Genomic DNA, 26,904 nt, shown 5'->3' with positions numbered 1-26,904 from the left:
TCCCCCCTACTTGACCTGTGCATCTGGCTTCGGCAATTCCAACGCACTGGCAAGGACATCGTCGGGAACTTGCGTGAAGAGCTGTCTATATCCGCTGAGCAACTCATCGAAAACCATGGGTGATAAATGGGTCGCCTTTGCAGCAGCCTCCGCGTATGCAACAACATACGCGATCAAACTTGCATCATCGCTACGGAGAATTGCATTTGGGCATCTGGCGCAGTGACCTTCTGATTGACAGAGACGTCCAGCAGTTTCTCCGGGAAGCGGGCTTTCGAAGGGGCTAAGGCAGCCGAAGCCGGGTGTTGCTGATTTAAGGTCAGTCTTACTGGAAAGATGGCGGGGGTCCATGTTGCCTTTTGTTTCAGCCCACCTCTTCATTTGGAGTGTCGCTTCAGCAAGGGTAACGCGACGCCCTTCAGCGGTCCGGATCGACGTGTAGTGCCGGAGTGTGGTGATCGCTTCGGAATGGTTGCCCTCCTTGGCGGCCTCACCAATTCCACCGCCTTCATTCGTGATGGCATCCAGCAACGTGGAACGAATGCTTGAAACGTTGAATCCGTCGAGAGCATGTTCCTTTAGGAAATTGCCAAACGCCCCATGCTTTTTTCGGACAAGAACTCCATCGAAACCAACGGTAACCGACGGGATCGGGTGTGTCATAGACAGAAATACCCGATCGCTTTCGGCCTTGGGTGCAACCTTCCGGAGGCGTTCTGTCATAGAGAAAATCACATCCAGCATGGACCGCAGGGAAAGCGGGTCATTCGCGTCTCCGGCAAGTTCAGATCGAGGCTGGAAAGAATGTGCCCGCGGTTTGAATGGCGCAAATGCGATGACATCGCCGCGATCGGTTACATCGGGCCATCGAAGTTTATTCAAAACACCCTTGTTGAATCGAGTTCTGAACATGAGGAGTATGAAGAACGGAAGCAAATCAGAAGCCTCCGCATAAAGGGCCCTTCTTGCAACATGGAGCGGTGACGTCACCGTGCTATCCCAACCCCTCAGCGCGGCCGCAATTTCCGGATGGGTATTCCTCATATTTTTTCGGTTGGGTATTGTGGTTGGGAACTCTCGTGCGATGACGGCGAGAAGCAAAGAGAGACTGCCCCCCAACTCTGGAGGTTGTTCCCATGGGGCCCCGGTTTCAAGAAGCCTATTTCCTTCACGAATAAGTTCCTGCATGTGGCGCCACTCCAAAGTCACTTTCCGGACTTCGGATGCCGCCGCATCGTAAATCGCTACCATCTGGTCATACGATAGAAATTTCTCAGCGTCCGTGGCTCTACTCTTGATGTCGCCAGTTGCTGACTTAGCGTCCCTCGGAAGGGTTTTGAATGCGGGTGTCTTCGAGAGGGCCTCAATAGCTGAGTAGTCGGGGTCGGAGGCGTCAGTTGCCTGCAAATAGGCCTTTATTGTCTTCTTAAACGCATGGGCTCGACTATCACGCGCTGAATTACTCAGCTTGGAAGAACGCAGATATTGCGCAAACTTTGTGATATCGTCGGCGGCAAATTGCTCCGCGGACCACCGTTCGCGGGTGACACCCGCGCCATCAATCTTTTGCTGAAGAAAGGCACAAAAACCAACTCTTACATCTCTAATATTCTGCTCCACAGTGGTGATCGCCCCGGTGGACGCGATTTGCAGAAGCCCTCTTTCCAGAACGCTTTGTAGACCCAACCTCCAGACAAAGGATATATTGATCTTTCTGTAAGGCTTGGCGCTCCCTTCCGGATTGCGAACAACGATCTGGATGCCTGACGCTCTGGCAACCCGTGCCCTTTGCCATGGGGGAGCGATAACCTTGTTGTTCTTCTGGGCTTGCCGCTCGCTCTCCTGTTCTTCAAGCAATTTGGCCAGACCGGATTCAAACTGGTCGCCACTCATTCCAATAACTCCAGGTAATCCGCGTCCGCCATTGTGGCTTCAGTCGCAGCGCGTTCCCGTTTCAACCCGTGGGAGAATGAATTCCACGTCGGAAAACGGCGACTGAGCTCTGCATACCTTTTTTCTGTTGTCGCGATATCGGCATGGCAGAGTTGACCCTGCACAGCACTCATGGCTTGATCGCGATCGCCTGTAGCCTCATAAACCGCATAGTAGGTTCGCATTGCACAGGTGTGACGCAACGCATGGATCGAATACCGTGCCTTTGCCTCATAAACAGGCCTCCCCTGCTCGTCGTTGGTCACAGAACCATCGCGGTTACGCTTCAATTCTGGCGTTGAGAGGCCGCCTTCAATGAACAGATCACTCATAGCCTTTTGAATTGCACGCTCGCCAATCGGCATGCCGGTCGTGCGACCGATATGAGACACGAAGAGCCCCGACTGGTCCTTCACCTTCCCTCGCTTCACTGCACGGTCTCGCGCTGTTTCAGCGTAAGTTCGCATCTGCCGAAGGAGGGCCACTGGAAACGAGGGATGGATCGTGCGACCGCCCTTTCCGATCATCGGTATTGCGATGGTGTCGGTGTCTCGCAGGTGGCTCAGCCTGAGGGCCAGAATTTTGGCGACAGGAAGATCAGATAGGTTCTCGACTCGAAGTCCGACGAACCGACCTACGTTAAAGACGAGCTCATCGCGAACATACTGATCGTGCCGAGGTGAATATTCCACTGCGGTTCGGAGGCGCGCCCTAAGCGCGCCCTCAACGGCTCGCACATCGCTTTCCGTAAGTGCCCTTGGCAGATAAACAGGCTCTCGTGCCTCCGCACTGAGCGCAAACTGAGAGCCCATAGGCGCAGTTTTCGACACACCGGTCGCACTTCGACTGTGAATGTGAGCGAGAAGACCAGTCGGTCGAGGAGACCGAAATGTGGCTCGAGCCTCTGCTCGAGGCCCGAGATCCCCATAGAACCAGCGGTTGTCCGCAAACCACTGCTGCATAGCGCATACGCGCAGGAGCTTGTTGCGAACTGTATTAGTGGAAAGCTGGGAATCTGCCCTTGATTTGACGTGCCTGCTTAGGAAGTCGCCGTAGCGTTTAAGTGTCTCTTCGTCGACGTCCATCAGATTGAACTCATAAGGAGGATCTTTTCGACCCACCTGCACGAACTCGACAAACCGCACCCACTGCTTGATGTCTGTCGCCCATGATCGCGCCGACTTCTTACTCAGGCGATTTTCAGAAACTGCGCGGAGGAACATGCTTGGGCCCAGAATTACACCATTTTGATTTTGGACCGCAAAACCGCCCAGCACAAAGTAGCCGGACTTACCTCTATCATACCCAGTTTCAGCTAAAGTGAAGCGCGGAAAGGCTGTGCCCGGCATCTTACCTATCCTTACAATTCCATATCCTATAAACAACCGATAAACCTAAGATTTTTGTCATCTTGTATATATTGTATTGCTTCTACACACTTGAGAAAAGGAGGAATTTCAGAGGTTTAAGAGATTAAGGGTTAAATCATTGAAAAACATTTATATTTTTGCTATCCGTATGTTCTTTTAGGTTAGTTCATATAAGGTTTCACTTCCTTTGTGGCCGCCATGACGAAGACCCGAAAGACCGGTTTCACGCCCTCGTGCGCAAGTATTTTCACGGCGATCTGAAGCCGCCTTTCAACGAGGAAAAACGCGCCGAGGCGGGAATCCCGCCCGATTTCTACTGGCCTCTCACGGCGGACGGAGGCCCAAGCTGATCCAGCCATAAAACAGCAAGTGCTTGGTATCGGCGGATTTTTGCCAATAGCAAAGTGCTTTTTTTGGGGCGAATGGGGGATTGCCGCGCAGGCGCGGGTCGCCGCGGGTCAATAGGGTTGCCCCATTCGCGGGCACTGGCTATTGACGTTGGGCGCGGGCTGGGCGAGCCCTCCGCGCCGACGGGACGGGACAAAGGACGACAACGTGCGCACACGGATTGCCATCAAGACGCATGCTCTGCTTGAGCATTATTTTCCCGAACGCCGCGTCTTTTTGAAATCCGACAGCGATACACGTTTCATCCGCCTGCGACCCGGCACCCAGATTATCGGGCTGGCGGGGTCGGCCTTCCTCGTGTCTTGGGCCATCATCGCCACGGCGATCATTTTGATGGACAGCATCGGCTCGGGCAACTTTCGCGAGCAGGCCAAACGCGATCAGCGCACCTATCAGGCGCGTCTGAACGAGCTTTCCGCGCAGCGTGATCTGCGGGCCGAAGAGGCACTGGCCGCACAAGACCGCTTTAACGCCGCGCTCACACAAATTTCCGTCATGCAATCCGAACTGCTGGCGTCAGAGACCCGCCGCCGTGAGTTGGAGACCGGGATCGACGTGATCCAATCTACCCTGCGCGACACGATGAAAGACCGCCAAAAGGCCCGGCTGAAGCTGGCCGAATTGGAAGGCAGCCTTGAGAACGGTGAGGCGGGCAGCCTGCGCGCCGATGCCGATCAAGCGCCGGTCGATTTCCTTGCCCAGGCTCTGGCACGCACCGCGGCAGAGCGCGACAAAGTTGTGGTCGACGCGCAGGATGCGCTGCTGCAGGCCGATGAAATGGCGCAAGAGATCGCGTTGATGCGCGATCAGAACGACGCGATCTTCCGCCAGCTTGAAGAAGCGATGAGCGTCTCTGTCGCCCCGCTTGACAAAATGTTCCGCAGCGCGGGCATGCCGACCGACCGCATCCTCGCCACCGTGCGCCGCGGCTATTCCGGCCAAGGTGGCCCGATGACGCCGCTGTCCTTCACCACCCGCGGCGAAGAACTGAGCCCCGATACGCTGCGCGCGAACCGTCTGCTGAACCAGATGGACCGGCTGAACCTCTACCGCATCGCCGCTGAAAAAGCGCCTTTTGCGAACCCGGTCAAAAACGCTTTCCGCTTCACCAGCCAGTTCGGCTATCGCCGCGACCCCAAGACAGGTGGCCGCCGGATGCACAAGGGCGTCGACTTTGCCGCTGGCATGGGCACGCCGCTTTATGCGACCGCCGATGGTGTGGTGATCCACGCCGGCTGGTCCTCGGGCTATGGCCGTTTGGTCAAGATCCAGCACGAGTTCGGGATTGAGACCCGTTATGCCCACATGTCCAAGCTGCGCGTGAAAGTTGGTCAAAGAGTCTCGCGCGGGCAGCATATTGGTGATATGGGAGCATCAGGACGGGTCACCGGTGTCCATCTCCACTATGAAGTCCGCGTAGGTGGCAAGGCTGTTAACCCCATGATCTATATCAAGGCTGCAAACGATGTTTTCTAAAAGCAAAATCAACGATCCCGCGCCCCAGGATGCAGATGCGTCCAAACCGGCACCTTCCAGCGCTTCGGCGGCCCCTGCGCCCTCCAAGCAGAGCGAGTTCAAGGCCAGCGCCCCCAAGGCGAAGCCGCCCGCATCCGTTCTGTCTTCGGACCTGCATGTGACCGGCAATATGAAAACGACGGGCGATGTTCAGGTTGAAGGCACTGTTGAGGGCGACATCCGCGCGCATCTGTTGACCATCGGTGAAACGGCGACGATCAAAGGCGAAGTGGTTGCCGATGACGTGGTGATCAATGGCCGTATCGTGGGCCGCGTGCGTGGCCTCAAGGTACGTCTGACATCGACCGCACGGGTTGAGGGTGACATCATCCACAAGACCATCGCGATCGAATCCGGCGCACATTTCGAAGGTTCGGTGCAGCGTCAGGACGATCCGCTGAACCCCGGCGCAAAATCCGCTCCGGCGCAGAAGCCGAACCCGGCGTCCTAAGACCCGCGGTCGGTTCACAGCATTCACGGGCGTCGCAGGAAACTGCGGCGCCCGTTTTCATTTCGGGCTTGCGGCGCGGGCTTAACGCCCCAGCATCCAAGTGCCATTTGGCCAAAAGGCATCGAAGGCGAAAGCGAACATCACATCATGCGGCACGTCGCGTCCGGCGCTGTCACGCACGCGGATGCTGCCCACGTCACGCCCCTGGCCGATCTGCCCCGCGTCCAACGCCGAGGCCTGCCCCGCCCGCCACGTGATCGTAACACCGGCCTCACGCACCTCGCCCTCCTCGGCCAGGCGGTTGAGCCGCCACGCCCGGTTTCCCACACGCACCACACGCTCGAGCGGCGCAATACCGTGAGGCGGTTGTGAGCCATCATAGAGGAAGGGTTTGGCCGAAGAATCATAGTTCCGGTAAGGGTTGCGCCCATAGTCGCGGTTATAGGACGGCTCCTCCATCACCAGCCCGTCGGGGTGGCGCGCAGTGAAATCGGCCCAGCTTTCCAGCCAGCTTGGGAGGTGCTTTAGCTCGGTGCCCGTCAGCGCCCCCACGATGGCGCGGCCTTCAGCCTGTTGCCACCAGCTTTGCGTTTCGCGGTCATACATTACCATGTCGGAATGGCGCAGCTTGCCTGATACGCCAAAGCGCAGCACCTGCCCCGCGACGCGGCGGTCAAAGACCAGCGCAGAGTTGCACAGCGGGCAAAAGGTCACGGCGATGGGCTGGCCATTGACCCTATCGTTAACAATCTCATGCCATGTCAGATAGCGGATCGGATAGGCGCGCGGTTTGGCACCCTCTATCGCGACCGTGATGACCGGCTCGCGCGGGGCGATGCGGGTTTCGGCGCGCGCGGCTTTGAAACCCGGTGCATCAAGTGCCGGGATGCCATCCTTGGGCGGCCCGCCCGAGATGATCTCGGACCAATCTGTGATGCTTGTTTTTGAAAAATCGGTCTCAGGCCATTCCCCCTGCCAGCGGGCGGGATCGGCGAGAAGACTGTTGGCCGCAAGGCCAAGGCTCAGAACGATGGCGCTTAATTTTATCATGGCCTGAGCGTGCCGCATGCGGGGGTGAGCAAGCAAGCCCACCCCACGCGATCGGGAACAGATGTTACTCGGTCACAGTGACCTTTTGCATCACGTCCGGCGTGCCGACAACGGCACCGTTGGGGCCGGTGCCGCGTTTGATGGCGTCGACCACGTCCTGCCCTTCGGTGACCTTGCCCACGACGGTGTACTGACCGTCGAGGAAGGGGGCTTCGTCGAACATGATGAAGAACTGGCTGTTGGCGCTGTTCGGGCTCTGGCTGCGGGCCATGCCCACGACGCCCTTCTCATAGGCGATGTCCGAGAACTCCGCCTCAAGGTCGGGCTTGTCGGAGCCGCCCATGCCGGCGCGTGCGGTGTCGCCATCGGCGCGGCCAAACTGCACGTCGCCGGTCTGCGCCATGAAGCCGTCGATCACGCGGTGGAAGACCACCCCGTCATAGGCGCCTTCTTCAGCCAGTTCGGTGATCTGCGCGACATGGGCAGGTGCCACATCTTCCAGCAGGTCGATCTTGACGGTGCCATTGGCCTCGCCTGCGACGTCGATCTCAAGCCCGGTGGCCATGGCCGCCGAACCGAGGAGTGCCAAAACGGCGCTGGTGCCTACGAGCTTACGCATCGGCGGCCACCTTGACCGAGATCATGCGGTCGGGGTTCGCAGGCGGCTCGCCCCGTGTGAGCGCGTCGACATGTTCCATGCCCGAGATAGCTTGCCCGTAAACGGTGTACTGACCGTTGAGGAAATCATTGTCCTTGAAATTGATGAAGAACTGGCTGTTGGCGCTGTCGGGGTTGGCCGAACGAGCGGCGCCGATGGTGCCACGCGCGTGGGGAACCTTGGAGAATTCCGCGGGCAGGTTCGGCAGGTCGGAGCCGCCGGTGCCAGCCGCACGCAGGTTGAAGTTGTCTTCCATGTTCCCGTTGGCCACATCGCCGGTCTGGGCCATGAAACCTTCGATCACGCGGTGGAAAGCCACGTTGTCGTATTTCCCGGCGCGGGCCAGTTCTTTCATGCGCTCGACGTGCTTGGGCGCAAGGTCGGGCATCAACTCAATCGTGACGGTGCCGCCTTTGAGTTCCATCAGGATGGTGTTTTCGGGGTCTTTGATCTCGGCCATTGGGCAATCCTTTGGTTTGTCTTTGCCAGATACCTAAGGAGCTTGGCCGCGATTGCCAAGCCGCGCATTGACCTGAGCCAAGATAACAGCAAAACACAGCGCAACGGATTGGATTGGGAGAAGACCGATGGGCTGGAAGTCACTGGACGATATGGAACTGGACGGCAAGCGGGTGCTTTTGCGCGTCGACATCAACGTACCGGTCGAAGATGGCCGCGTTACCGATGCCACGCGGATCGAGCGGATCGTGCCCACGGTGACCGACATCCTGGCGCGCGGCGGCAAGGTGACGCTGCTGGCGCATTTCGGACGGCCCAAGGGCAAGGTCGTGGACGAGATGAGCCTGAAACAGGTCCTACCCGCGCTGGAAAAGGCATTGGGCCGCGATGTGGCTTTCGTGCCCTCGCTGGATGCCGCCGCCGAGGCGCAGGGCGATCTGCAACTTATGGAAAACATCCGCCTTTATCCCGGCGAAGAAGCCAATGACGAAGGTTTCGCCCGCCAACTGGCCGCGCTTGGCGATATCTACTGCAACGATGCCTTCTCTGCCGCCCACCGCGCCCATGCCTCGACCGAAGCGCTGGCGCGGCTGTTGCCTGCCTGCGCGGGCCGTTTGATGCAGGCGGAACTCTCGGCGCTGGAGGCGGCGTTGGCTAAGCCTGAGCGCCCGGTGGGGGCTGTGGTCGGTGGGGCAAAGGTTTCGACCAAGATCGCGCTTTTGGAAAACCTCGTGAACCGGTTGGATGTTCTGGTGATTGGCGGCGGCATGGCGAACACTTTCCTCGCCGCGCTCGGTGCTGATCTGGGCAAGTCGTTGGAAGAGCCGGATTATTACGACACGGCCAAAGACATCATGGCGCAGGCCGACAAGGCGGGCTGCCGCGTGATCTTGCCCGTCGACGGCATGGTCGCGCGTGAGTTCGCCAAAGGGGCCGCCCATGAGGTGGCCCAGCTCGGCCCCGATGCCAGCCTCGCCGAAGACCAGATGGTGCTGGATGCGGGCCCCGATACGGTCGCTTTGGTCGAGACGGCCTTTGCCGGTCTGCGGACCTTGATCTGGAATGGGCCAATGGGGGCCTTTGAAATCCCGCCCTTCGACACTGCCACCGTCGCCGCGGCCCGCGCGGCAGCGGCCAAGACGCGCGAAGGCACGCTGACCTCGGTCGCCGGGGGCGGTGACACGGTTGCCGCGCTGAACCAAGCGGGCGTGGCGGATGATTTCACCTATATCTCAACCGCCGGGGGCGCTTTCCTTGAGTGGATGGAAGGCAAAACACTGCCCGGCGTCGCTGCTCTGGGCGGCTAAGCCGCGCAAAATCGTGATTTCGCGGTAAAAACAACGGGTTTCCCGCAATTGTGGGATTCCCATGTCGAATCGCCTGTGTCATACTGATGTCACGTCCGCCAAGAGACGCAGAGGCAGAACCATGACACGCAACACCCGTCCGGCTTTCGGCACATTGCTGTTTTTCGCAATCGCTTTCGCGCTGAGCCTGTATTTCACCTTTGCCGCCGTGCAAGGGGATTTCGGCCTGTTCCGCCGGACCGAGATCGTGGCCGAGAACCAAAAGCTGAGCGACCGTCTGGCCGAAGTCCGCGCCGAGGTTGCGCGGATGGAGAACCTGACCCGTCGCCTGTCGGACGATTACCTTGATCTTGATCTCTTGGACGAACGCGCGCGCAAGGTGCTGGGCATGGTCCGCACCGATGAGATTGTCATTCGCTGACCTTTCGCCCCTCATCGCCCTGCCCCGCGCCTGCGGCCTTGCAATCACTCAAAATCTCTGGCCTCCTTCGCCTTGTCAGCCGTGGTGCGTGCGCCACATCACAAAGTCTCTCGCAATCCATTCCGGAATGCGCTAGGGAATAGTTTAACGCTAAACTACTTTTGGCACCTGACCAAAGCCGACGGAGGAGACGTCCATGGCCGCGAGGAAATCGAGCAAGAAACCCAATGTCTCTGCGGAGGAGCTGACCAGCTACTACCGCGACATGCTGCTGATCCGGCGGTTTGAAGAGAAAGCCGGACAACTCTACGGCATGGGGCTGATCGGGGGGTTCTGCCACCTCTATATTGGGCAAGAAGCTGTTGTTGTCGGCCTTGAGGCCGCCGCCGAAGAAGGCGACAAGCGCGTCACTTCCTACCGCGATCACGGCCATATGCTGGCCTGTGGCATGGACCCGAACGGCGTCATGGCCGAGTTGACGGGCCGCGAGGGTGGCTACTCCAAGGGCAAGGGCGGGAGCATGCATATGTTCTCGAAAGAAAAGCATTTTTACGGCGGCCACGGCATCGTCGCAGCGCAGGTGCCGCTCGGCGCGGGGCTTGCCTTTGCCGATCAATACAAGGGCAACGGGCGCGTCACTTTCACCTATTTCGGCGATGGTGCGGCGAACCAAGGTCAGGTCTATGAGACCTTTAACATGGCCGCCCTTTGGAAGCTGCCGGTGATCTTTGTGATCGAAAACAACCAATACGCCATGGGCACCTCGCAGCAGCGCTCCACCTCCTCTGCTGAGATTTGGGAGCGCGGCAAAGCCTTTGGCATCCCCGGTGAGGCCGTCGATGGGATGGATGTGCTGGCGGTGAAAGAGGCCGGTCAAAAGGCCGTGGCCCACGCCCGCGAGAACGGACCATATATTCTGGAGATCAAGACCTACCGTTACCGCGGCCACTCCATGTCCGACCCCGCGAAATACCGCACCCGTGAAGAGGTCCAGAAAATGCGCGACGAGCGTGACCCGATTGAATCGGTCCGCACCCTGCTGCTGGAAGGCAATCACGCCAGCGAAGAGGACCTCAAGGCCATCGACAAAGAGATCAAGAAGATCGTGAACGAGAGCGCCGATTTCGCCAAGGAAAGCCCGGAGCCCGCGCTTGATGAGCTCTGGACCGATATCTACGCAACCGAAGTTCCGCAGGAGGCCTGAAGCAATGGCAACCGAAATTCTCATGCCCGCCCTCAGCCCCACCATGGAAGAAGGCACGCTGGCCAAATGGCTGGTCAAGGAGGGCGACGAAGTCTCCTCTGGTGACATTCTGGCTGAAATCGAGACCGACAAGGCCACGATGGAATTTGAAGCCGTCGATGAAGGCACCATCGGCAAGATCCTGATCAGCGAGGGCACCGAAGGCGTCAAGGTGAACACCGCCATCGCCGTGCTGCTGGAAGAAGGCGAAGATCCCTCCGACATCGACAGCGCCAAATCCGCCCCCGCCGAGTCCAAAAGCGACGACGCCGAAGCCAAGTCGGGCGACAACGACGACAGCGACCGCGCCCCCCCCGCCGAAGGCAAGAAACAGCCCGAGCCTGACACCAGCCCCGACTGGCCCGAAGGCACCGAGATGAAGCAGCAGACCGTGCGCGAAGCGCTGCGCGATGCCATGGCCGAAGAGATGCGCCGCGACGAAGATGTCTTCCTCATGGGTGAGGAAGTCGCGGAGTACCAAGGCGCATATAAAATCACCCAAGGGATGCTGGACGAATTCGGCCCCAAACGGGTGATCGACACGCCGATCACCGAACATGGCTTTGCCGGGATCGGTGTTGGTGCGGCCTTTGGCGGTCTGCGCCCGATTGTTGAGTTCATGACCTTCAACTTCGCCATGCAGGCGATGGACCAGATCATCAACTCCGCAGCCAAGACGCTCTACATGTCCGGTGGCCAGATGGGCGCGCCCATGGTCTTCCGCGGCCCCAACGGTGCCGCCGCCCGCGTTGGCGCGCAGCACTCTCAGGACTATGCCGCGTGGTTCATGCAGATCCCCGGCCTAAAGGTCGCGATGCCCTATTCGGCGAGCGATTACAAAGGCTTGATGAAAACCGCCATCCGTGACCCGAACCCGGTAATCTTCCTTGAAAACGAAATCCTCTATGGCCGCAGCTTCGATGTGCCGGATATTGAGGATTACACCGTGCCCTTCGGCAAGGCCCGCATCTGGCGCGAAGGGTCGGACGTGACCATCGTCAGCTTCGGCATCGGCATGACCTATGCGTTGGAGGCTGCTGAGAAGCTGGCCGAAGAGGGCATTGAAGCCGAGGTCATCGACCTGCGCACCCTGCGCCCGATGGACACCGACACGATCCTGAAATCGGTGATGAAGACCAACCGCTGCGTGACGGTCGAAGAAGGCTGGCCACAGGGCTCAGTCGGCGGCTACATCAGCGGCGTGATCATGCAGGAGGCGTTCGATTACCTCGACGCCCCGGTCATCACCTGCACCGGCAAGGACGTGCCCATGCCCTATGCCGCCAACCTTGAAAAACACGCGCTGGTTACCACCGACGAGGTGATCGAAGCCGTGAAATCAGTCACTTACCGGTAAGGAGCGGATCATGCCCACAGAAATTCTCATGCCCGCCCTGTCCCCCACGATGGAGGAAGGCACGCTTGCCAAATGGCTGGTCAAGGAAGGTGACGAAGTCTCCTCTGGTGACATTCTGGCCGAGATCGAGACCGACAAGGCCACGATGGAATTCGAAGCCGTCGACGAAGGCACCATCGGCAAGATCCTGATCAGCGAAGGCAGCGAGGGGGTGAAGGTCAACACCCCGATCGCCGTATTGCTCGAAGAAGGCGAGAGCGCCGACGACATCGACAGCAGCGCCGCCCCGGCCAAGGAAGAAAAACCGCAGGCTGAAGCAGCGCCCGAAGCCGCCGAAGCCGAGACGCCCGAAGCGGGCTATGGCCGCGGTGCGACGGATGCGAATGAGCCGACGGGCAAAAGCGACAGCAAAGCCCCCGCAGCCCCGAAGGGCGATAAGGGTGAGCGTATCTTTGCCTCCCCCCTCGCCCGCCGGATCGCCGCCGACAAGGGGTTGGACCTGTCGCAAATCGACGGCAGCGGCCCGCGCGGCCGGATCGTCAAAGCGGATGTCGAGAACGCCCAGCCGACAGCGGCAAAATCCGACAGCGCGGCACCTGCCAAGGATGCCGCCCCGGTCGCCCAAGCCGCGGCCACCGGCCCATCTGCCGATGCGGTCGCCAAGATGTACGAGGGCCGGGACTACGAGGAAGTCACCCTCAACGGCATGCGCAAGACCATCGCTGCGCGCCTTACCGAGGCCAAGCAAACCGTACCGCATTTCTACCTGCGCCGCGACATCCAGATCGACGCGCTGCTTTCCTTCCGCAGCGATCTGAACAAGCAGTTGGAATCGCGGAGTGTGAAGCTCTCGGTCAACGACTTCATCATCAAAGCCTGCGCGCTGGCCCTGCAATCGGTGCCGGATGCCAATGCCGTCTGGGCCGGTGATCGCATCCTCAAGCTGAAACCCTCGGATGTGGCCGTGGCCGTGGCGATCGAAGGCGGTCTCTTCACCCCCGTGTTGCAGGACGCCGATACCAAGTCGCTCTCGACCCTCTCGGCGCAGATGAAAGACCTTGCCACCCGCGCCCGCGACCGCAAACTGGCACCGCATGAATATCAGGGCGGCAGCTTTGCGATTTCCAACTTGGGCATGTTCGGCATCGACAATTTCGATGCGGTCATCAACCCGCCGCATGGCGCGATCCTTGCCGTGGGGGCTGGTGTCAAAAAGCCGATCATCGGCAAGGATGGTGAGATCACTGCAGCGACGGTCATGTCCGTGACCCTGTCGGTCGACCACCGCGTGATCGACGGTGCCCTCGGTGCGCAGCTGTTGAATGCGATTGTCGAGAACCTCGAAAATCCGATGATCATGCTGGCCTAAGGCCCGCACCCTCGAAACGAAAAAGCCGGGGCATGCCCCGGCTTTTTTTATTGCAACGCTGGCTTCTGCGCCTACTCGGCGTCTGGCCCAAAAAGATGGTTCATCGACATCGACGGCTGATCGCAGCCCGCCTCTCCCACGATCCGCGCCGGAATCCCGGCGACAGTTTTGCAGGCGGGCACAGGCTCCAGCACGACCGAGCCCGCGGCGATCCGGCTGCAATGGCCGATGGTGATGTTGCCCAACACCTTTGCGCCTGCGCCAATCAACACGCCGTTCCCGATCTTGGGGTGCCGATCTTCTTCTTCCTTACCGGTGCCGCCAAGGGTCACCGAATGCAGCATCGAGACGTTGTCGCCCACCACCGCCGTCTCACCGATGACAATGGAATGCGCGTGGTCGATCATGATGCCCTTGCCCATTTTGGCCGCCGGGTGGATATCCACCCCGAAAATCTCGCTCACCCGCATTTGGATGAAATAGGCCAAATCGCGTTTGCCCTTGGCATAGAGGTAATGACCAACCCGGTAGGCCTGCACGGCCTGATAGCCTTTGAAGTACAGGATTGGCTGCAACAGCCGATGGCAGGCCGGGTCACGGTCATAGATCGCCACCAGATCGGCGCGCGCTGCGGCGACAAGGTCCGGGTCTTCGGCATAGGCTTCCTCGACCATTTCGCGCACGACCATCATCGACATCTCGTTGGACGACAGCTTGGCGGCGATGCGATAGGAAAGCGCGTTCTCAATGGATTTATGATGCAGGATACAGGCGTGAACAAAGCCGCCGATCAGCGGCTCATCACGCACCGCATCCTCAGCTTCTTGCTGAATCTGATCCCAGACCGGGTCCACTTTCGAGATATTTCTGTGTGTCTGCGCCATGGCACGGGCTCCTTCACTCTGCCGCTAGGGTAGCTCATGCAATAGCGTAGGACCATTTGTAAATCCGCACATGCTCAAAATCGTGATAACGCGCGGGCCTATCCGGGCACCACCAAACCCGCGGCAAGCCCCGCGCCGTAGCTGGCAGAGACCTGCGCCACCGTTACCTCAAACGCCCCGGTCAGCCCATCGGCCGCCCGTGCCGCAGTGCTGTAGGTCCACTCGGGCGTATCGAGCAGTACGTCCCGCAGGTGCTGACCGCCTGCAAAAACGCGCAGAAGATACCTCTCCCTTTCTTCGCCAAGCGGCACCTCTGGTCCGTCCCAAGCGTCCCCGTCTATCCGGGTGCGCCGGATCCAGCTAAAGGTAATATCACCACCGGGCAGCGCCTCGGCCCGCAGATGGCACGGGCTGTAGGGCCGCAGGCCATTCCCGTCAAACGCATGTACCTGATGCAGATAAGACGGATCATCCACGGGGCGCCGGGCAGGACCTATGCGGTAGTGCTGGGCCACGCGGCGCAGATGCGGGCTGAACTCGACCTGTTGCGGTGTCCCATTCATCAGCACAAAGCGCGACCCCACGGGCCAAACCTCCGGCATCAGCCCATCACTTCCCGCCTGCCCGCGCAGACGTCCCGTCAGCCAATAGGTCGCAGGGGCGACAAGCTGCGCCTCCTGAAATTGAAATAACTCCCATCGGTCCGCGCTTCCATCGCCGATCGCGGCAAGGTTCGCCCCATTCAAAAGCGCCTCTTTGCTGACCGATTCAAGGCTGCCGCTGCTGAGTTTAACTTCCAGCACCGGTCCTGCGTCGATCACCCCCGGCCGCGCCGCGCGCAGGGCCGTTTGGGTGACCCCCATGATGGACCGACTGGAAACGACGCCGTTGAGCGCATAATCAGCATCAACCGTAGAGCGGTAGACGGCGACAGACCCCGGCCAAGGGGTCGCCGTCACGGCCAGATGCGGCGCATGGGGCACCTCATCCCCGCGCAAAAGCGGCAGGTCCATGAACTGAGGCAAGACCGGCAGCGGCGGCACGAAAGGCCGCAGGGAGGCTAGTTCTTCTTCGAGCGGTGCGGGGTCATAGACTTCGGGTTCAATCCGGACGGCATCAATCAGCAAGGATCCGGCCTGTTCGACGCGGTCAATGCGGTAGCGCCCCGGCCCCTCCGCGCCATCGCCCGGCAGTTCGATCACATCCCCCGCCCCGATAGCCATCTGCGATGGCGGCAGCGCCAGCCGCAGCGTCTCACGGGCGACACGCGCTTCGGTCAACCAGCGCTCGGCTACCTGCCGCCCCTCGCCCCGGGTCAGGGCCATGTTCAGTTCGGTCCCGGTGACTGCATGGGTCGCCTCATCCGGCAGAACCGCCTCTTCCACGATTGCGTCGAAATCCGCATCGGCCTGGATGAACCGCAGCCGAACACGGCCCGACACTTCGGCCTCGGCCTCGCGCTGCTGCTCGGTCAGCCCGCCGAGATCGGGGTGAACCGCAAGTCTGTCGGGGTCAAGGGGCACCGCATCCGTCCCATCACGCATCCGAAACTGCAAAACCCCATCGCGTTCAATCGCGTCGAACCCATAGCGCAGCATCAAAGGTTGCAAGGCGGCGCGCGCCTCTCCGACCACGTCGACGGTGTAGCCGCGGACATAGCCGAAAAGCTGAGAGGTATCGAAATGCATCACACCCGCGCGGCTGCAAATCTCCCCGACCACCGAGGCCAGCGAACGCGCCGAGGCCCGTCCGTTCAGCCAATGACCCCGGCTGTAATTCTCTCCATCGCTCCATAGATCGACAATGTTGGGAAAGAAGGGATAGGGCCGCGTGTCCCAAGCCCAAACGAAGGCGCGCGACATATCCAGCATCGGAGCGCCATATTCGTCCGAGATCGGGTTGCGCGCTGGATCACGCCAATATTCCGACAGCGCGCGCAGATATTGCATCTGCATCAAATCGTCCCGTGCGCCGGAGGAATGATGCGGCAAGGCGCTTTCCGAGCTTTTCAGATCAAGGAACTTGTTGGGTTGGTTCGCGCCTTTGTCGATGGCGGCACAGCCGTATTCCGTGAACCAGATCGGCTTGGACATGGGCTGCCATTCCGTGGGTGCTGCCTGCCGCTCTCCACCGATGCGCGGATGGTGATGGTTCTGCCACCAACGGCGCAGGTCTTTGTAACGATAGACCCAAGGTTCATCATGGGCGCCATCAGTGATCGGCGTTCGGATCTGTGCCGCACGGGCTTCGGGCGAATGGTAGTACCAGTCATACCCCTCACCGCCTTCGATGTTGGATTTTAGATAGCCGACATCGTAAATCGCGGGCCAGTCTTCCCCATCGACATGCCCCTCCTCATCGCGCCAATCGGCCAGCGGCATGTAGTTGTCGATCCCGATGAAATTGATCTGCGGATCGGCCCACAGCGGATCGAGATGAAAGTAAACATCACCGCTGCCGTCCTGCGGCTGATAGCCAAAATACTCCGACCAATCAGCCGCATAGCTGATCTTGGCATCCGGCCCGAGCAAGGCACGCACCTCTCCGGCCAAGGCCCGCAGCGCGGTCACCGCAGGGAAGCTATTTCCCGCCGCGCGTATCTGCGTCAGGCCTCGCATTTCAGAAGAAATGCAAAAGGCCTCGACCCCGCCCGCCGCGGCGCAGAGTGCGGCGTAGTGTAAAATGAACCGCGACAGGGTCCATTCCGCTGGGCCATGGTAGCTCACCACGCCCTCGGTCACCGTGAAATCCGCCGCTGTGACCGTGCCGAAAAACGCGGCAACTTCTGCCGCTGCCGCCGCTGACCCATCCGGGCTGCCCGGCCGCCCCGGTGCGACCGAAAGGGTAATCCGCCCGCGCCACGGCAAGCGGGGTTGATCCTCGGCCTCGCTATAGGGGTCCGGCAAGCCGTTGCCTTCGGTCTGATCCATCAAGATGAACGGGTAGAACATCACCGTCTTGCCCGCCGCCTTCAGCGCGTGAATGGCCTCGACCACCGCCGCATCGGCTGGCGTGCCGCCATAGATCGGGCGCGCGCCGTGCTGGGTGATGACCTCGGCCGTGCCGCGCGTCACCCCAGACACCCGCCACGGCATGTTCTCCCCGTCAATGTCCGGATCTTCCACCTTGGGGCGCAGGCGGCAATCGCCACAGCGCAGATCGCTGCCGAACCATGACACAACGAGAGAGGCCGCTTCTAGCCGGGGCAGTTCCTCTGTCAGTGTCTCCAGCGACACCGAGAAATCAGTCTTGGCCGCCGGTGAATTCACATTCGCGCTCCAGCGGCTGCCGGGGCCGGCGGTATAATGCACCGGCGTGGTCGCCAGCGCATATTCTCCCGTGCCGGGGATCAAAGCGACCCCCTGCACACCAAAGGCAGGCGCATGTTCCCACCCCGGCGCCTGCGGCTGTTCGGGGCGCATAACCTCGAAAGAGAACTGCGGCACGCGGTTGCCGAACTGCGCCAACGCGAGGTTTTCCATCACCACATAGGCCGTGCCGCGATAGGCTGGCACCCGGTCCGCGCCCTCTATCGCGGCGATGGTCGGGTCGGGTTGCTGATCCGCCTCGCCCCTGTAGACGCGCATGTTCAGATCGTCCGGGGCAATCTCCTCCCCATCCGCCCAAATGCGCCCGACGCTGGTGATCTCCCCTTCGCAAAGCGCGATGGCAAGGCTGACGGTATAGCTATACTCGGTCGTCTTTGGCGTCGGCGGACCGCCTTTGCCGCCCCCGCTGACCTGGGTGACCTCCTGAAACTGCGACGCCCAGATGACATGCCCAGCCAGTCGCATCCGGCCATAAAGCTGCGAGATCGCCGCCCCCTCACCCGAGCTCGTCAGCCGAAAGCGATCCACCTTGCCGGTCTCGACCGCCTCCCCGCCCTGACCCAGCAAGCGTTGATCGACCAGCCGCCCAAGGCTCGCCCCCACCGCCCGGCCCACTGCGACAGAAGACAGCCCCGCCAGCGTGCCCCCGATGGAGCCACCAACCGCGGCACCCGCTGCCGAAAGAACAATCGTCGCCATCAGGAGACCTCCTCAGGAAATACAAATCGCGCCACGATGCGCCGCTGCCATGGCAGGCTAAGCGGGCTTTCAACGACCCCGTGCCGCGCATAGGCGTGAATAAAACTCGGGCTGGCGCCGATGCGCGCCTGCAACCCAAGGTGTTTTGCCACAGCGCCGTGGCGCATTCGGAAAAGCAGCACATCACCCGGCGCGGGCGCACCGCTGTTCTTCACCGCCATATGCCGCAGCGCCGCCGCCCAAAGCTGTTCCTCCCCCTGCGGCTCGGACCAGTCCATCGAATAGGGCGGCACCGCCTCGGGTTCAGCCCCCATCCGTTCACGCCAAAGCCCCCGGATGAGGCCGAGGCAGTCGCAGCCCGCCCCCTTCGCCGCAGCCTGATGCACGTAAGGCGTGCCGATCCACCCGCGTGCTGCATGCAGCAACGGTTCCCCCCCGGCGCTCATCTGCGCGACCCGCCCGCGTTCGCACCGTCTGAGCGCGGGACGGCCATCATCCAATCCTCACCCGGCAGATCCGGAAAACCTCGATAGTTCAGCAGGTTGTTGAATTTTAGCCGGCAGGTCTCCATCCGCTTGTCGCAGCCTGCCGTAAGCCGCACGCGGGTGCCCTCCGCCACCGCCCCACGGATCGGCTCCCAAAGCTCGATCACCCGCTGCCCGTCCTCATGGTAGTCACGTTTGACCATACCCCAGAGCCCCGCCGCCGGGCCATCCAACACGTCAAGCCGCCCGCGCGCGAACCAGCCCTCATCAGATCCCGGGAATGCGGCCCAGCGGAAACACTGCGCCTCTGCCACAGTCTCAATCGCGCGTTCCTCGGCATAGCCCGGCGTGGTGAGATCGAAGCGGCAATCGCCATCCCCCAGAACCGCCGAACAGGGCTTTTGAAAGACCCGTCCCAAGGGGCGGTTCAGCGGCTCCGTCAGCCCGCGCAGTTCAGCACGAAAGCTGCCGCCCGTGCGGTGCAACTCGCCGATCGATCCGCGAAATTGCAGCACCCGCTGCGCAGGCTCCGCCCAGTTCACCAACCACGCTTGCACCTCGGCCCCATCGAACCGTCCCTGCTCAATCTCATCCTCGCGGATCGCGTCATCGCTGAGCGCGCCAAGCGCCTCGGTGTTGTCGACCGACAGCCCGCTGGTTTGGGCCAGCGCCCGCGCACTCAGCCCCGTATCAGCGCGAAACGTGACCCCCGCGAATGCCAGCGGCATATCGTGATCGGTAAAGGCAAACACCACCCCATCCGCCCGCGTCACCTGCCAGCAATGGCAAAGCGTTGTCACACCGCGCGCGATATGGTGCGCAAACCCTGTATTGAGCCCCGCCATCAGACCCGCACCTCGATCACCGGCACGTCGGGCACCTGCCCGGCCTGAAAACTCTCGACCGAAATCAGAATGCGGTCCGTGTCAAAGCGCACGGGCACGTCGAATTCGAAGCCCGCGAAGATCTCCATCTCAGGGTCCGGCGGATGGGCAAAGGTAATGATCCCCGTGCTTGCGTCGACCTCGTATTCGACACCCTCCCGCAGCTCGTCTTGCTCCACCCCCACGCGCACCGTCCCGGCCACGGGTTTGGTGATCGGACGGCGGTATGAATGCGCGCCCGAGCGGTAAGTCTTGGTCAGCTGAAACGCCGCCCGAACCCCGTCCCCATAACCGATGCTCTGGTCGTCAAAGGCCACCGAAAGCGCCGTCTTGCCCGTTTTATAGTCGGCCCAGTCCTTCCAGCGAAACCCGTACATCTGCCCCAGTCGCGCTTCGAAAAAAGCAATCAGCAACTGAAGGTCATCGATAGAACGCATCCCCAGCCCCGCATCATAGACCCGCCGAGAATGGGCCCAAGGCGTGTTGCGTTCCTCATGGCCATTGGCCAGCGTGACCACATCCGTCTGCCGCTGCGGCCCCCCGACTGATCCAAAGCTCAGCGAAGGCGGAAATCTGACATCGTGAAATTGCATGATCTGCTCCTTTAACCGCAGCGCGGCTTATCGGTTGCGATTGCCCGTGCTGAGAGCGCGGCTTAGTTGAGCGGCAATCTGGCTTTGGCTGCGCTGAAACCCCTGCACATCGGGCGTGGTGATGTTCATCACGATTGTGGTCGCACCCCCGCCATTGCCGCGCACCCCCAGCTTGCCATCCGCCCCCCGGGCCAGCGGCATGATCGCCTCTGGCCCGGCCTCTCCCATCAGCCCCGTGCCGCCGCGCATCGGAAACGCGGTGGCCGAAGTCACCACCCCGCCCTGCGCAAACGGCATGACCTTGCCTTGGGAAAAGGGTGCGCCATTCGCAAAAGGCAAAATGCCTTCCACAACACTGCCCACCCCCTCGCTGATCAGCCCGCCGAAGTGATCCGTCACCGGGCGCATCGCGGCGTTGTAGGTCGTGCGGATCATCGATTGCGCCAAGTCGCTCAGCGCGTCCGACAGTTTGGTACCGTCAAAAACCACCCCGTCGAACGCCCGGCGCAGGCCACGGCTCAGCCCTTTTTCGAGGGTCGCCACATCTTTGCCCGTCGCGGAAAGCGCGCTGCGCATGCGCCGCAACTCACCATCGAACCCGGCAACCAAACCGCTGGTTTGCGCCAGTGTCTCATTCAGCCCGTCAGCGCGGCTCTCAAGATTCTCGAAATCATCAAAGTCAGCCATCATCGGCCCCTTTCATCTCGTCTGGATAAGCAGCCATCAGCGCGGCGAGGCCCTCGCTCAGCAGCGGCGCTGCCTCGGACGGTGGGCCCAACATCAACTGCAACTCCGCCGGCGTCAGCGCCCAGAATTGATCCGGCGGCAGACGCAATCGCGACAGGCCCACCCGCAGCAGGGCGGGCCAGTCAAAGCCCTGCGCCGTGCTCACGCCTGCACCGTAAAGGCCCGCGCCAGCAATTCCGCCGCCGCCCGTGCCGCCGCCATCGGCCCGCCCTCGATCTGCGCGTGTTCAAGCGTTGCGGCATCCATCACCGCTCCGCCCCCCCGCAGCCCGGCAAGCAGCAGGGCCAGTACATCGCGGCTGGAAAAGCGATTGCTTTCAAACCGCTCCACCAAGGCGACAAGGCTGTCGGCCTCCAACGTCGCCTCCAACTCGGCCAAGGCGCCAAGGGTCAGCCGCGCCTCATGCCGCCTGCCATCGATCACCAGGCTCACCTCGCCGCGCCATGGGTTTGCCATGGTCACACCACCACATCGGGGGTAAAGACCAGCTCTCCCGCAGATTGCAGGCTCAACTCAAACGTGGCCTCCCCATTCAGCGCCCCTGCGTATTCGAGGGCGGAGACCTGAAACGGCCCTTGCACCACACCGAAATCCGGGATGATGACCTGAAAATCCGGCGTCAGCCCGTTAAAGAACAGCTGCCGCGCCCGTTCATCCGTGCCCGCATCGCGAAACACCCCCGAGCCACTGATCGCGGCCGAGCGCACCCCCGCGCCCGCCAGCAACTCCCGCCAGCCCCCGCTTGAATCGAGCGAGGTCACATCCACCGTTTCGGCGTTGAAACTCACCCGCTTGGCCCTCAGCCCAGCGATCGTCTCGAACTGACCATCGCTGGTCATATCCACTTTGACCAAAAGGTCTTTGCCCGCTTGCACTGCCATCTCTATCTCCTCGCACCAATCTAGAATCTGAAGTCTTACGCATCCGCGACCCGGGCGCGGAATTGCAGGTCGATCTGCCGCCCCGCAGCCCCGTCGATCCGCCGTGCCGTCGCTTTGAGAAAGGCCATATCCACCACATGCCCGCGGCTCAGCGCCGGCTGCGCCCCATGCAGCAAATCGCAGATCACAGCCGTACAGCCCTTCGCCGTGCTGAACCCCGGCGCGCTGGTGATCACCGACAGGGTCAGGCGGTGGTCCGCGCCCGCGCCCTCGGGGTCTGACGCATCCTTCGCCATCTCCTGCCCAAGCAGCACGTAGGTCTCGGGCAAGCTTCCCCCCGGCTCCGCGTCATAGACCGCATCGCCGATCATGGCCGTGAGCCCCGGATCACTCTGCAACAGGTCATAGACCGCCGCCTGCAAAGCCCCTGAAAGCGCGTAGGTCATACCGCCACCTCCTCATCGGCAAAGCAGGTGAGATACCGCCCGCCCGCATCGCTCTCGGCCACCGCCCGGATCACGAAAACCCGCGTGCCTTCCCGAAACCGCTGATCCGGCGTCGGTCTGTCGGGCGCGCCCTGCGGTGCCGCGCGGACCGTGATCTTGAGCCCCATCCGGCTGACGGCCACACCGCCTGCGGTGGTTTCCCGCCCCGTCCGCGCGCGAACCTCTGCCCAAAGGGTGCCCAAAGGCTGCCAGACTTCGGTATGCCCCCCCGCGCCATCGCTCACCCGTTCTGGGGCTTCCAAGATCAGCGGGCGGTTCAAATGCGGGCGGCTCATGCCGCACCACCAAAGCCGACACGTACGCGGCGGTAGCGCTCAATCAGGCTGCTGACACCAAAGGGCATGCACCCTTCGCCAAGCGCCGTATCGTCGCGGTATTCATAGTAATGTGCCGCCAGCAGCATCACCGCTTGGGCCAAATCATCCGGCAGTCCGGCCCAATCGGCGGCCATCCCCGCGTCGAAACTGATCAGCGCGGCCCCGGCACTCGGGATGCGGGGCAAGGAGGCTGTGCTGGCACGCAACCGCGGCGCTTGCGCATCGCGCTCCAGCCAATAGCGGTCGGGGTCAACCAGCGTCTCTGCCCCATCACGCGCGACCAATGCCACCCGCGCGACCTCCTGCACGGGCGCCACCGGCAAAACCTGCGCCGCCGCATCGCGCCAAAAGGTCAGCGACAGGGCAAAACGCCGGGTGATCAACACCTTCCCCGTCCGCGCCTCTACCGCCGCGATTGCCGCACGCAGGAAACTGCGCAGCACCGGATCCTGAAGGCCGTCCTGCCCAAAACCGCTGCCAAGGCGCAGATGCATTCTGAAGGCCTCAACCGGCAAGACCGCATCCGGCACATTTGTCTCTTCGATCAACATCATCGAACGTCTCCAAAATTCGCTCCCTCGCCCCGTGGGGCCATGCGCTTATTCCCGGACGCGCACCGGTTGCATTGCTCGGTCGGAGGGGAGCAGCTAGACAACACAACTTTGCAGGCGCACGTCCGGACCGGGGCCAAGTTGCCCCGGCCCCGGCTTCGGCACCGGCTTACGCCAGGCCGAATTTCATCAGCTTGATCGCCGCAAAGTCGCTCACGTCACCGCCGACACGCTTGGTCGCATAGAACAGCACATGCGGCTTAGCGCTGAAGGGATCGCGCAGGATCCGCAGATCGGGGCGCTCAGCCACCGTGTACCCGGCCGAGAAGTCACCAAATGCGATGGCCATCGCATCCGTCGCCGGGTCGGGCATATCCTCGGCCACCAGCACCGGATAGCCCATCAATCGCGCAGGCTCTCCCGCGGCCAGCCCATCCGACCACAGAAAGCGCCCGTCGGTGTCTTTCAACTTGCGCACCTTGGCCGTGGTCTTGGAGCTCATCACGAAAACCGCGTTCTTGCGGTAAGCCGCGCCAAGGGCATAGACCAATTCGATGATCGCATCCGCCTCGGGATTGGCGTTGGTGCCGCTGGGGACATAGCCCAGATTGCCCCAGTTCCAGACGTCGTTATCGACCGCCGGGTGGCTCAAAAAACCGGTGGGCTTGTCGATCCCATCACCGCTGATAAAGGCCGCTGCCTCGGCCCGTGCGAATTTGTCGGCGATGCGGCCTGCCAGCCAGCCTTCGATATCAAAAGCGCTATCGTCCAGCAGCCGTTGGCTTGCCTTGGGCAGGGCGCTCAACTCATGCAGCGGCACGGTGATCCGGTCGATCTGCGGCGTGTCCGTCTCGGTCTGTGCACCACTTTCGGTGGCCCAGCCCGCCCCCACATCGGCATGATCGACCAGCACGTCATAAGACGTGGCCTCGACCTGCACCACCGCCGCAATCGCGCGGATCGATGCGCCGGAATTCAGCACCGATTGCACCCGCTCCGATGTCTGCGGATCCACCAGATAGCCGCCGTCCGAGTTCACCGCCGTCGACATCGATTTGCCGTCCAGTTCCAGCCCCCGCAGCCCATCGTCATCGCCATTGCGCAGATAGGCGTCAAAGGCTTTCTTATGCGGTGCATCTTGCTCAATCGCGCCGCCCAAAGGGCTGCGGGCAGGCAGGGTCATCTTGCGGTCCATCATGGCAATTCGCTCTTCTGATTGTTGAAGTTTCGTATTGATCTCGGCCCGAAAGCCGTTGAAGTCACTGACAAAACCGCTCACGGCCTGCCGCACTTCCTCCGCCGGGGACAGGTCTGCGCCCGCCTTTGTGCTCATCTCGCTCTTGGTCATTTCTTTTCCTCTGATCTTGCTCAGTCAAACTCAGGCTCAGCCGCGCGCCATATCGCGCCGCGCCGCGTCAAAGGCCGCCGCCATGTCCCGCAGAACATCACCCACAGCCTTGAAATCTCCCTTGGACCCCACCCGTGCCGAGGGCAGCATCGGAAAGGTCACCAAAGACACCTCCCAAAGCTCCAGCTCCGTCAGCAGCCGTTGCCCCTTGGTATTCTTGCCCGCCTTCACGGTGCGGTAGCCGATGCTGAGCCCGTCGATGGCTCCTGCATCAATCAACGCGGCCGCTTCCCGCCCCTTGGCTACACTGCTCAGGATGCGCCCCTTGACCCACAGGCCCCTGCCATCCTCATGCACCTCGTCCCAAACCCCGATGGGCTGGGCGGGATCATGCTGCCACAGCATTTTGACGTTGCGCCCGGCCTTCGTGACTTGGGCAAGGCTCGCCGCATAGGCACCGGCTTCCACCACATCGCCCCCCTGATCCACCGCGCCGAAAAGGCTGGCGTAGCCGCTGATCTCCAGCCCGCCTTCCACCTCAGCCACCGTGCCGAAACGGGCGAACTTATGTTCCAAAGCGGCCCCAGCACACCGATCTTCCCCGTTCTCCGGCAAAGCGCCGGAGTTCATCATCTGATAACCCATTGTTATTTCCTCTTTTTCAGCCCGCTACGGCGCCACCACCAGAAAGGATTGCACCGCCTGCGCCAAGATCACCGCGACCACGCCGTAAACCGTCAACCACAAGCGCCGTTCCAGCCGCTCCATCATCTGCTCGATCCGGTCGAGCCGCTTTTGCATGTTCTCGCGGTGCACCGCGCTCAGCGTCTCATGCGCCTGAAGCCGCAATCCCGGCGCGCATTCGAACCGCTCGATCTCGCGCAATTCAGGCATCATTCGCCACCGCAGGCAGCCCCAACAGGGCGCGCTTTTCCGCATCGCTCAAGAACGCCGCTGCCGTGACCCGTGCCCATTGCGCATCCCTCTCGGCCGCCAAAGCCGGCACTTGGTCCAAGTCGGGCTTCAAACTCACCGCCTCGCCCAGATACCCGCTTAGCCACTCCGCCAGCGTCGCCGTCACCCGTGTCGCCAGCGGCAGCACGGTCAGGCGATAGAACGCCCGATGCGCCTCTTGATAATTTGCGTAAGTCGCATCCCCCTGCACCCCGATCAGCATCGGCGGCACCCCAAAGGCGAGCGCAATTTCCCGCGCCGCACTCTCCTTGGTCTTCTGGAATTCCATATCCGAGGGCGAAAACCCCATTGGTTTCCAGTCAAGCCCACCTTCCAGCAGCATCGGTCGCCCCGCATTGCGCGCGCCCTGATGATGGCTCTCCATCTCGCTCACCAGCCGATCATACTGATCCTCGCTCAGCTTGCCCTGCCCCTCGGCCCCACGGTACACAATCGCCCCCGAGGGCCGCGCCGCGTTATCGAGCAGCGCCTTCGACCAACGGCTCGCAGCGTTATGCACATCCATCGCCATCGCCGCCGCCTGCATCGGGCTAAAGCCATAATGATCGTCCTGCGGGTGGAAATTTCGGATATGACAGACCGGCGGCACCGCCCCGCTCGCATCAAAGCGATGCTTACGCCCGCCCACCGCATATTCATAAGCCACCGGCCAACCATCCGCCCCCGGCACCACGCTCATCCGATCCGACCGCAGCACATGCAGCTCGACCGGCAAACCACCCTCGCCGCCGACCGCCTCGACATAGCCATCACCGCTCAGCAGCATCTGACCATAGAGCGCCTCAAGCAACTCTGCCCGGCCTTGCCCCCCATTCGGGCGGCGCATCAATTCCATCAGCGGGTGTTCGTCATAGCGCCGCGCCGCGTCCTGCACGACCAGCGGCAGCGCCGCCGCCGCCTCGGCAATCAGCTTGACCGAGCGAAACCCCACCGGATTGCCGCAAAAGCCCGAGCGCGTCAGGCTCACATTGTCCCGCGGGCTCCAAGCGACACGACCAGAGGTCTGATAGGCCACGACCGGCCCGGTCGCCGAAGCTTTCTGCTCAACGGTCTCAGCCGCGCCGCGCCGTAGAAAATCGAATACCATCTGTCGCTCCTCATTCTGCTCGGCCTTGGCAGCGGCCTGTGCCCCATGCTGCTCGGCGTTGTCAGACTTTCTCAATTA

Annotated in this window: 28 protein-coding genes and 1 pseudogene; 8 read left to right on the top strand and 21 right to left on the bottom strand. The window is 61.6% G+C overall.

Going from position 1 to position 26,904, the window contains the following annotated elements; genetic code table 11:
• Window positions 1-6: 6 nt before the first annotated feature.
• Window positions 7-1,893 (bottom strand): hypothetical protein, encoded by a 1,887-nt coding sequence (locus K3758_RS08185; protein WP_259949883.1) that lies wholly within the window; start codon window positions 1,891-1,893, stop codon window positions 7-9.
• Window positions 1,890-3,281, bottom strand: coding sequence for a tyrosine-type recombinase/integrase (locus K3758_RS08180; protein ID WP_259949873.1), 1,392 nt, complete (start codon window positions 3,279-3,281; stop codon window positions 1,890-1,892). The genes K3758_RS08185 and K3758_RS08180 overlap by 4 nt, the downstream gene beginning before the upstream one ends.
• A gap of 197 nt (window positions 3,282-3,478) precedes the next feature.
• On the opposite strand from K3758_RS08180, the pseudogene K3758_RS08175 reads away from it, so the two are divergent.
• The 3 genes and pseudogenes from K3758_RS08175 to K3758_RS08165 all read left to right on the top strand — a co-directional run.
• Window positions 3,479-3,652, top strand: a pseudogene (locus K3758_RS08175) (DUF455 family protein); the annotation flags it as partial.
• 205 nt (window positions 3,653-3,857) lie between these two features.
• Window positions 3,858-5,186, top strand: a complete 1,329-nt coding sequence (locus tag K3758_RS08170) for a M23 family metallopeptidase (RefSeq protein ID WP_067623553.1) — start codon at window positions 3,858-3,860, stop codon at window positions 5,184-5,186.
• Window positions 5,176-5,676 carry a polymer-forming cytoskeletal protein gene (locus K3758_RS08165; protein WP_067623551.1) on the top strand — a complete coding sequence of 167 codons (501 nt, stop codon included), beginning with the start codon at window positions 5,176-5,178 and terminating at the stop codon, window positions 5,674-5,676. Before K3758_RS08170 ends, K3758_RS08165 begins: the two co-directional genes overlap by 11 nt.
• An 81-nt stretch (window positions 5,677-5,757) precedes the next feature.
• Here K3758_RS08165 and K3758_RS08160 read toward each other — a convergent pair whose 3' ends face one another.
• From K3758_RS08160 to K3758_RS08150, 3 genes are all read right to left on the bottom strand, one after another.
• On the bottom strand, window positions 5,758-6,726 hold the full coding sequence (locus K3758_RS08160) for a DUF3179 domain-containing protein (RefSeq protein ID WP_259949868.1): 969 nt from the start codon (window positions 6,724-6,726) through the stop codon (window positions 5,758-5,760).
• A 64-nt stretch (window positions 6,727-6,790) separates the two neighbouring features.
• Window positions 6,791-7,345 (bottom strand): peptidylprolyl isomerase, encoded by a 555-nt coding sequence (locus K3758_RS08155; RefSeq protein ID WP_259949867.1) that lies wholly within the window; start codon window positions 7,343-7,345, stop codon window positions 6,791-6,793.
• Window positions 7,338-7,844, bottom strand: a complete 507-nt coding sequence (locus K3758_RS08150) for a peptidylprolyl isomerase (protein WP_259949865.1) — start codon at window positions 7,842-7,844, stop codon at window positions 7,338-7,340. The genes K3758_RS08155 and K3758_RS08150 overlap by 8 nt, the downstream gene beginning before the upstream one ends.
• Window positions 7,845-7,971: 127 nt before the next feature.
• On the opposite strand from K3758_RS08150, the gene K3758_RS08145 reads away from it, so the two are divergent.
• From K3758_RS08145 to K3758_RS08125, 5 genes are all read left to right on the top strand, one after another.
• Complete coding sequence (locus K3758_RS08145; RefSeq protein WP_259949863.1) at window positions 7,972-9,150, top strand: phosphoglycerate kinase; 1,179 nt, start codon at window positions 7,972-7,974, stop codon at window positions 9,148-9,150.
• A gap of 121 nt (window positions 9,151-9,271) precedes the next feature.
• On the top strand, window positions 9,272-9,571 hold the full coding sequence (locus tag K3758_RS08140; RefSeq protein WP_067265383.1) for a septum formation initiator family protein: 300 nt from the start codon (window positions 9,272-9,274) through the stop codon (window positions 9,569-9,571).
• A 196-nt stretch (window positions 9,572-9,767) separates the two neighbouring features.
• On the top strand, window positions 9,768-10,775 hold the full coding sequence (gene pdhA, locus K3758_RS08135; protein WP_120350887.1) for a pyruvate dehydrogenase (acetyl-transferring) E1 component subunit alpha: 1,008 nt from the start codon (window positions 9,768-9,770) through the stop codon (window positions 10,773-10,775).
• 4 nt (window positions 10,776-10,779) lie between these two features.
• Window positions 10,780-12,171: a pyruvate dehydrogenase complex E1 component subunit beta gene (locus K3758_RS08130; RefSeq protein WP_259949859.1), complete on the top strand. Its 1,392-nt coding sequence runs from the start codon at window positions 10,780-10,782 to the stop codon at window positions 12,169-12,171.
• Between the two features lie 10 nt (window positions 12,172-12,181).
• Window positions 12,182-13,540, top strand: coding sequence for a pyruvate dehydrogenase complex dihydrolipoamide acetyltransferase (locus K3758_RS08125; protein WP_259949856.1), 1,359 nt, complete (start codon window positions 12,182-12,184; stop codon window positions 13,538-13,540).
• Between the two features lie 71 nt (window positions 13,541-13,611).
• On the opposite strand, the gene cysE is transcribed toward K3758_RS08125, so the two are convergent.
• From cysE to K3758_RS08045, 16 genes are all read right to left on the bottom strand, one after another.
• Window positions 13,612-14,424 (bottom strand): serine O-acetyltransferase, encoded by an 813-nt coding sequence (cysE, locus tag K3758_RS08120; protein WP_120350884.1) that lies wholly within the window; start codon window positions 14,422-14,424, stop codon window positions 13,612-13,614.
• Between the two features lie 98 nt (window positions 14,425-14,522).
• A complete protein-coding gene (locus K3758_RS08115) occupies window positions 14,523-18,452 on the bottom strand; it encodes a glycoside hydrolase/phage tail family protein (protein WP_259949850.1) in 3,930 nt (1,309 codons plus the stop codon).
• Window positions 18,452-18,898 (bottom strand): NlpC/P60 family protein, encoded by a 447-nt coding sequence (locus K3758_RS08110; protein ID WP_067624363.1) that lies wholly within the window; start codon window positions 18,896-18,898, stop codon window positions 18,452-18,454. Before K3758_RS08110 ends, K3758_RS08115 begins: the two co-directional genes overlap by 1 nt.
• Window positions 18,895-19,782, bottom strand: a complete 888-nt coding sequence (locus K3758_RS08105) for a DUF2163 domain-containing protein (protein WP_259949848.1) — start codon at window positions 19,780-19,782, stop codon at window positions 18,895-18,897. The genes K3758_RS08110 and K3758_RS08105 overlap by 4 nt, the downstream gene beginning before the upstream one ends.
• Window positions 19,782-20,414, bottom strand: coding sequence for a DUF2460 domain-containing protein (locus K3758_RS08100; protein WP_259949845.1), 633 nt, complete (start codon window positions 20,412-20,414; stop codon window positions 19,782-19,784). The genes K3758_RS08105 and K3758_RS08100 overlap by 1 nt, the downstream gene beginning before the upstream one ends.
• A 27-nt stretch (window positions 20,415-20,441) precedes the next feature.
• The gene (locus K3758_RS08095) at window positions 20,442-21,101 is read right to left on the bottom strand and encodes a phage tail tape measure protein (protein ID WP_259949842.1); all 660 of its coding nucleotides are present in this window, start codon (window positions 21,099-21,101) and stop codon (window positions 20,442-20,444) included.
• Window positions 21,094-21,306, bottom strand: coding sequence for a rcc01693 family protein (locus K3758_RS08090; RefSeq protein WP_259949840.1), 213 nt, complete (start codon window positions 21,304-21,306; stop codon window positions 21,094-21,096). The genes K3758_RS08095 and K3758_RS08090 overlap by 8 nt, the downstream gene beginning before the upstream one ends.
• Entirely contained in the window at window positions 21,303-21,617 is a 315-nt protein-coding gene (locus tag K3758_RS08085) for a gene transfer agent family protein (protein WP_259949837.1), read from the bottom strand. The genes K3758_RS08090 and K3758_RS08085 overlap by 4 nt, the downstream gene beginning before the upstream one ends.
• 2 nt (window positions 21,618-21,619) lie before the next feature.
• Entirely contained in the window at window positions 21,620-22,042 is a 423-nt protein-coding gene (locus K3758_RS08080; RefSeq protein WP_259949835.1) for a phage major tail protein, TP901-1 family, read from the bottom strand.
• Between the two features lie 35 nt (window positions 22,043-22,077).
• On the bottom strand, window positions 22,078-22,488 hold the full coding sequence (locus K3758_RS08075) for a DUF3168 domain-containing protein (protein WP_259949833.1): 411 nt from the start codon (window positions 22,486-22,488) through the stop codon (window positions 22,078-22,080).
• A complete protein-coding gene (locus K3758_RS08070; RefSeq protein ID WP_259949832.1) occupies window positions 22,485-22,823 on the bottom strand; it encodes a head-tail adaptor protein in 339 nt (112 codons plus the stop codon). Before K3758_RS08070 ends, K3758_RS08075 begins: the two co-directional genes overlap by 4 nt.
• Window positions 22,820-23,419 (bottom strand): head-tail connector protein, encoded by a 600-nt coding sequence (locus K3758_RS08065; protein ID WP_259949831.1) that lies wholly within the window; start codon window positions 23,417-23,419, stop codon window positions 22,820-22,822. The genes K3758_RS08070 and K3758_RS08065 overlap by 4 nt, the downstream gene beginning before the upstream one ends.
• 166 nt (window positions 23,420-23,585) lie before the next feature.
• A complete protein-coding gene (locus K3758_RS08060; protein WP_259949830.1) occupies window positions 23,586-24,764 on the bottom strand; it encodes a phage major capsid protein in 1,179 nt (392 codons plus the stop codon).
• Between the two features lie 36 nt (window positions 24,765-24,800).
• Window positions 24,801-25,394 carry an HK97 family phage prohead protease gene (locus tag K3758_RS08055; RefSeq protein ID WP_259950028.1) on the bottom strand — a complete coding sequence of 198 codons (594 nt, stop codon included), beginning with the start codon at window positions 25,392-25,394 and terminating at the stop codon, window positions 24,801-24,803.
• A 39-nt stretch (window positions 25,395-25,433) separates the two neighbouring features.
• The gene (locus tag K3758_RS08050) at window positions 25,434-25,661 is read right to left on the bottom strand and encodes a hypothetical protein (protein ID WP_386283658.1); all 228 of its coding nucleotides are present in this window, start codon (window positions 25,659-25,661) and stop codon (window positions 25,434-25,436) included.
• Window positions 25,651-26,826: a phage portal protein gene (locus K3758_RS08045; RefSeq protein WP_259949829.1), complete on the bottom strand. Its 1,176-nt coding sequence runs from the start codon at window positions 26,824-26,826 to the stop codon at window positions 25,651-25,653. The genes K3758_RS08050 and K3758_RS08045 overlap by 11 nt, the downstream gene beginning before the upstream one ends.
• Window positions 26,827-26,904: the final 78 nt, after the last annotated feature.

Source organism: Sulfitobacter sp. W002 (genome assembly GCF_025142135.1).
Lineage (GTDB): Bacteria > Pseudomonadota > Alphaproteobacteria > Rhodobacterales > Rhodobacteraceae > Sulfitobacter > Sulfitobacter profundi.
Note: the sequence above shows the minus strand (reverse complement) of the source record. Positions and strands in the feature narration are given on the sequence as shown.